The sequence below is a fragment of the Stygiolobus sp. RP850M genome, assembly GCF_037389295.1.
In the GTDB taxonomy this organism is placed as follows: Archaea; Thermoproteota; Thermoprotei_A; order Sulfolobales; family Sulfolobaceae; genus Stygiolobus.
Genome location: NZ_JBBHKU010000031.1, coordinates 1 through 5589, shown reverse-complemented (window position 1 = coordinate 5589; position 5589 = coordinate 1). Strand labels below are relative to the sequence as shown.

The 5589-nt window shown below is 37.9% G+C and carries 4 protein-coding genes and 1 pseudogene; 3 read left to right on the top strand and 2 right to left on the bottom strand.

Going from position 1 to position 5589, the window contains the following annotated elements; translation table 11 throughout:
- Positions 1-122: 122 nt before the first annotated feature.
- Positions 123-297: pseudogene (locus WIW52_RS02990) on the bottom strand (RNA-guided endonuclease TnpB family protein); the annotation flags it as partial.
- A gap of 297 nt (positions 298-594) precedes the next feature.
- Between WIW52_RS02990 and WIW52_RS02985 the strand changes: the two are divergent.
- Both WIW52_RS02985 and WIW52_RS02980 read left to right on the top strand, forming a co-directional pair.
- Positions 595-1083: a PaREP1 family protein gene (locus WIW52_RS02985; protein ID WP_337708524.1), complete on the top strand. Its 489-nt coding sequence runs from the start codon at positions 595-597 to the stop codon at positions 1081-1083.
- 226 nt (positions 1084-1309) lie between these two features.
- Positions 1310-2437, top strand: a complete 1128-nt coding sequence (locus WIW52_RS02980; RefSeq protein WP_337708522.1) for an MFS transporter — start codon at positions 1310-1312, stop codon at positions 2435-2437.
- On the opposite strand, the gene WIW52_RS02975 is transcribed toward WIW52_RS02980, so the two are convergent.
- On the bottom strand, positions 2416-3735 hold the full coding sequence (locus tag WIW52_RS02975; protein WP_337708520.1) for a PQQ-binding-like beta-propeller repeat protein: 1320 nt from the start codon (positions 3733-3735) through the stop codon (positions 2416-2418). The genes WIW52_RS02980 and WIW52_RS02975 overlap by 22 nt on opposite strands.
- Positions 3736-4258: 523 nt before the next feature.
- Here WIW52_RS02975 and WIW52_RS02970 point away from each other — a divergent pair.
- A complete protein-coding gene (locus tag WIW52_RS02970) occupies positions 4259-5437 on the top strand; it encodes an AAA family ATPase (RefSeq protein ID WP_337708518.1) in 1179 nt (392 codons plus the stop codon).
- Positions 5438-5589 lie beyond the last annotated feature (152 nt).

Genomic DNA, 5589 nt, shown 5'->3' with positions numbered 1-5589 from the left:
TTGAGGCAAAGTAGCTGAACTACCGTCAAAGTAAACTACATCTCTGGGCAAATATGTTGAGATAGGGTATTCGACGATCTGCATATTTTGTCCTCTCAGTGTTAACTATTAAAAATTTTGTCCTCGTGGACTTTCGAAAGCACTCCCTTCTCTTCCAGGTTCGGGACATTTTCCTTCAACCAAAATAGGGTGAAACGGAGTACCCTTACGTAGTTGTTTATGAGGGCTAGGAGAGGTTCAGAGACTGCGATCTTCATTGAAACAGTAGCTCTGATCGTTTTTTACCCTCCTAGCCATTAAAAAATTAGAAAGAGAAGTATAAGGGGCTATCCATTACCTTAGCGAGGCCCCCAACTCTCTTTTTTGTAAGGTTCTATCTTCTCTATTTTATTTACATAATAAAAGAGCTTAACAAGACCTGAGGATATTAAAGAAAGTTTTTAATCTCTACATGTTAACCAATTCTATCTATTACCTCCATCAAAGCCTTGTTTTGATTTTTGTAGTTTTAATATAGTTTTAATCTTTTTCAATAAATCTTAATCATAATAGGATTAAACGTGGTTAAATACTCTCTTTACTTTATTATCATATATGCAAGAGTTACCTAAGCCATGGTTTAACTTGGAGGCTTATAAAAAGATAAGGCTTGAGGAGGCAAGATTCGAGGTCGAAATTGCAGAAAAATTTCTTCAGGAAGGACTTGTAAGAAACGCAGCAGGTAAGGTGTTCCAAGCATGGAAATCTCTATTGGCTGCATTACTTACGGATAAGAGAGATGTTCTAGTTAAGAAATATCCTAAAAAGAAGTCATTAGGGAGGAGAAAGATAGAATTTGCAGATTGGATAATAGCTGTAGTTCCCACTTCCTACATGGAAGAACTTTCATTAATCTTAGGGAAAGAGCTAAATTTATTAACAGAAAAAGCTCTCTCCATTCATGAATACCAATATAATGGCCCGGATAAAGAAGCTATATTAAGCCCTTTCAGAAGCGATGAAATTGCTGCGGAAAACATAAGGATACTTGTTGATGAAATAAAATCTATACTTCAAAGAGTTCAAAAACAAGATTTAAAATGATGAAATTCAATAATTCTCTCATTCTCATTTTTATTCTACGGAGATCTTTCTATATCTTTTTATAAGGGAAAATCTCTTAAAATGATGAAATTTGAAAAAAGTAGTATTTAAACACGGGGTATCCATCTGGCGAGCCCCCCCCCCTTAATCCCTTTCTTTGTAAAACGCTGTAATTGTCCTTCCACTCGTTAGAAAACTTTAAAGTTATATCGATTCAGTTTCGTATGTGAAACCTTTAAGGACTTATATCCTGCTCAGAAACTTTGCACTAAGCTTATCGCAACCTTTTATAGCCTTTCTCTCAGCTCTCTCTGGATTAAACGGAGAAGCGTTAGCTATAATATCCTCAGCAGGAACGGTTTTACCTTCAATAGTACAATTCGTTTTAGGCTTCGTAAGGGCTAGGGGGAAACAGCTTGTGGTAATAGGTTCAGCAATCGTAGGGATACTTTGGGTTATACTTTCACTTATCCCTTTCAGTAGTATAATATTCGTGCCTCTATACGTATTTTTAGAAGCTAGCTTAGGCGTTTCACTTTTCGGATGGTATTTGATAATGGACACAGTAAGCACATCTTCTAGAGGTAAGGTACTTGCCCAGTACTCATTTTATTCCACCTTAGGTGGACTTATAGCTACTCTGATCACGGGTTTTCTCGTAGGTGATGATACAGCTCTAGTAAGACCTTTCTTCCTGATGACTGGAGTTTTGATTTTGAGTGATTCCTACATAGCTTATAAGTTTGACGTAGACTACGAAAAACCACCGATAAAGGAGTTAAAAGTGACTAAGGAATTTCGAGATTTTCTCTTAATCACCTTTACGTTTAACGTAATATGGTCATCAGCCTGGCCTTTATTCCCCTTGGCCCAAGTCTACGTCTTCAACATGAACTTCGAGAACGTGGCTATTATTAACACAATATCGGGAGTATCTACACTCTTGATGCAGAACTGGGTAGGTAAACTAGTAGACAAAAACAGAAAACTGGTGATGTTTACCGGTAGACTAGCTTTAGCTACCTTTCCCTTAGCTTATGCCTTATCTACATCCTCATATGAGATTTATCTTGCTAACGTAGTGACCGGGTTCACTAACTCTGTTAATTCCACAGCCTATCTTTCCTATCTTTACGACAGTTCAAAGGACACGAGGAAAAGCGTGGGTCTTTATAACGCGGTAACCGCCCTCGGAGACCTTACGGGATCAAGTATCGGTGGTATTACGGCACAACTAGTTACGAGTTATTTCGGCGTAGTTCAGGGGATAAGGGATATGATGCTAGTAATTGCTGTATTAAGGATATTGGCTTCGTTATTTTACTTAAGGCTTCACGAACCTGTTAAGGCGTAGATTGGTATTACGTCTACAATGCCATTTATTCCTACCATTATTACTGAGTTTTGTTTTACTAGTAAGTTACCTGGTCCAGGCATAACCGGAGTTAATACCGACTTTACCATTTGGCCATTTAGCTTTAGCACATATAAAGTGCCCTCTCTGGATTGTATAAGTATATAAGAATTGTAGGCTATGTCCACGTTGCTAACTGTTGGACCCGTCAAGAATTCCCAAATAACTTTTCCGTTAGTAACATTTACTGCGTATAGTATTCCTACCGGAGAATCATGATAAACTACCCCGTGATAAATTACTGGTGCTGGAGATTCGAGGTATTTGGGTATTGGAGCATTTCCTTCGTTTAAGTACCATAACATTCTACCGTTAGACGCGTTAAACGCTACAAGGAACTCACTCATGGTTATGTTAGATATATGAACGGTATAAGAAGTTACAACTATCCCGTCATAATAGGCTGGCGATGAGTCGTCAAGTCCACCAAAAGTCAATCCAGTAGTCGAGAAGTTATAATCCCAAATTACCTGGCCGTCATCCGCATCTATAGCCCAGAACACGTAAGGGTTTGCCGTTCCGAAATATATTATGTTTCCTGCTAGAAGAAGTGAAGACATACTGTCGTAAGATCCTAGATACCTTTGCCATATCAGTTTACCATTATCTACGTTTAGTGCAAAGACTTCACGATTCCCGTTTGCTTCAATTACCATCCCTTTGTAAATTACCGGAGTCGGCATATCCTCTCCGAGAGTCGTGTAGTTCCATATTACTTTACCATTTGTTGCGTTAAGGGCTATTACTGCGTTTTCTCCAGTCCCCCTAACGGTGGTGTTGAGGAAACACGCGTTTCCCAGACCTACGATAACCTCGTCCTTATAGACCAACGGCACAGTCATGATCTGATTTGGGAATTTGTCTGGCCACACTACTCGCCCATCGGGTATGTTAATCGCGAAGAGACAACCTAACAGTTCATTCATCTCACCCGTTGTCATGTTCATTACTCCTGAAGTCACTACGTACATAAAGTCCCCGTATATAGTAGGAGGAACTACAATAGCTCCAGTCAAATTCAACATAAAGTAACCGGTCTTTATAGGCACATAGTATATGTGCTGAGGATCACCCTCAAACATGTAATTTGCAGGCGTATAACCTTTAGGCTTGTTCGGAATTGATTGTATAAGGGAGTATGTAGGGGTGGGAGATTTTGTTAGTGAAGGTAAACTTGTTATGTTCACTTTTTGATTTTCTTGAACTGAAGAAGTTTTAGCGAAGTAAAACTCAGTCAAAAACAGATATTCTGATGATAATAATAAAAAAATAATTGTAATTATCAGAATAATTGATTTTAACTTTTCCACGTGACATTAATTATTTAATGGACTATAAAAATCTATTTGTCGGAAAACAACTAAGGTGTAATTTTAACATCGAGAGAATTTGAATTGTGTTTAACAGTTCCGTAAATCTAATTAATTAAAATACGTCTAGCTGACATTGTTTAAAACTCATTTAACAGCGAGAGACTCAAGTTATCTAAGTGGGATTCTGATGTACTGGATATAGTGAAGCCTTGTAATGGCTTTAGATGGCGATATAAGTTTCTTACACCATTCTCCTCGTTTAATTTTTAAACTGATTCCTCTCAATTGTGAAAGGAGAGGTCCTAATTCCCTTAACACCTCGCTTAGAGAGATCCAGCTCACGCACCATGAGTTTGCTTGTACTTTAATACAGTTCGTCCTACCTCCGTTTTCTTATTCACTGTCTTAAGTGCTAATCTTTAAGTACTAGTCCTATAAGACTAGTCCTATGGGACTATATATCAAAAGGCGAGAAGAGGAGGAGATAAGAAGAATAAAAAACTGGACTTTAATTTACGGCAGGAGGAAGACAGGGAAAAGTACCTTAGTAAAGAGAAACCTTAAGATGGATTATTACGTTTTAATAGCTGATTCAAATAATGCAATCACCTTAGATGATACAGTGGTAAAGATTGATGAGGTTATGAAAGAGGTCAAAGGGATTCTACGCAGAGGGGGCGTGGCGGTAATAGACGAGTTCCAAAGATTACCTGAGATCTATTGGGCTATGATAAGTAATTGGGATAGGGAAGGTATTCTAGTAATAATAGGCTCTAGCTATGGTATAGTTAATAAAGTATTTGATAAGAATAGTCAATTACTCGGTTTATTCACCCCCCTTGAAATAGACATAATATCTTATGAAGATGTGCTAACTCAAATTAGAGACCCCGTACTTTCAACCTTATACAGAGACCCTTGGATAATTCCTTTCATAAATAGTTATGAGGAATTCGCTAGTAGAATAAGGGAATTCTCGTTAATTTCTAAGGGGCTGTTAGGGGAGGTGTTCAAAGAAGAGGAAAGGCAACTTACAGACACCTATTATAAAATCCTTTTACTTCTAGGGGAAGGAATATGGAAGACGTCTGAAATTGCCGGAATAATACAACCTAAAGGAGGGGAAGGAACGATATCCTCAATGGTCAACAAGTTAGCTAAGATGGGATTAGTACAAAAAATTCCCACGCTGTCTAGGGAAAATTATTACAGAATCAGGTCTCCTGCCCTTTCACTTACGCTTTACGCTGAATCCAAATATGCTATAAGTGAAACGGATTTGGAAGTCAAGGACTTACCTATTGGTAGGGAGGTTCAGTTCAGTCTAGGAGAAATGCTTTCGAAATATTTCGGAGGGGTACAGTATTATTCTCCGAAGGAAGACATAGACGTAATTATTGTAAAAAAGAAGAAACCTATTTGGGCTTTTGAGATCAAAATGGGTGAATTTTCGAGTTCTGAAGCCAGAGAAGTTGTTAAAAGGATGGATAAAATAGCTGAGAAGGTAGGATTAGTGAGTTTGAGGGAAAAACCACCGGATTACGGTGATTTAAGTATAGGACCTGAGGAGTTAATAGAAATAGCAAACCAGCTAGTGAAATCACGAGATCAAGAAAGCGAGACCTAGATAAAAGTGGTATTTTAAGAATAGGTGTTATAATGCTTTGTGGGCTACTTCAGAATTATACAAAAATTTATAAAAAATAATTACGAGTATTACTCATGGGAAAGAGTAAGTACAAGAGGGATTGGCACAAGTACGACGAGAACGTTATAATG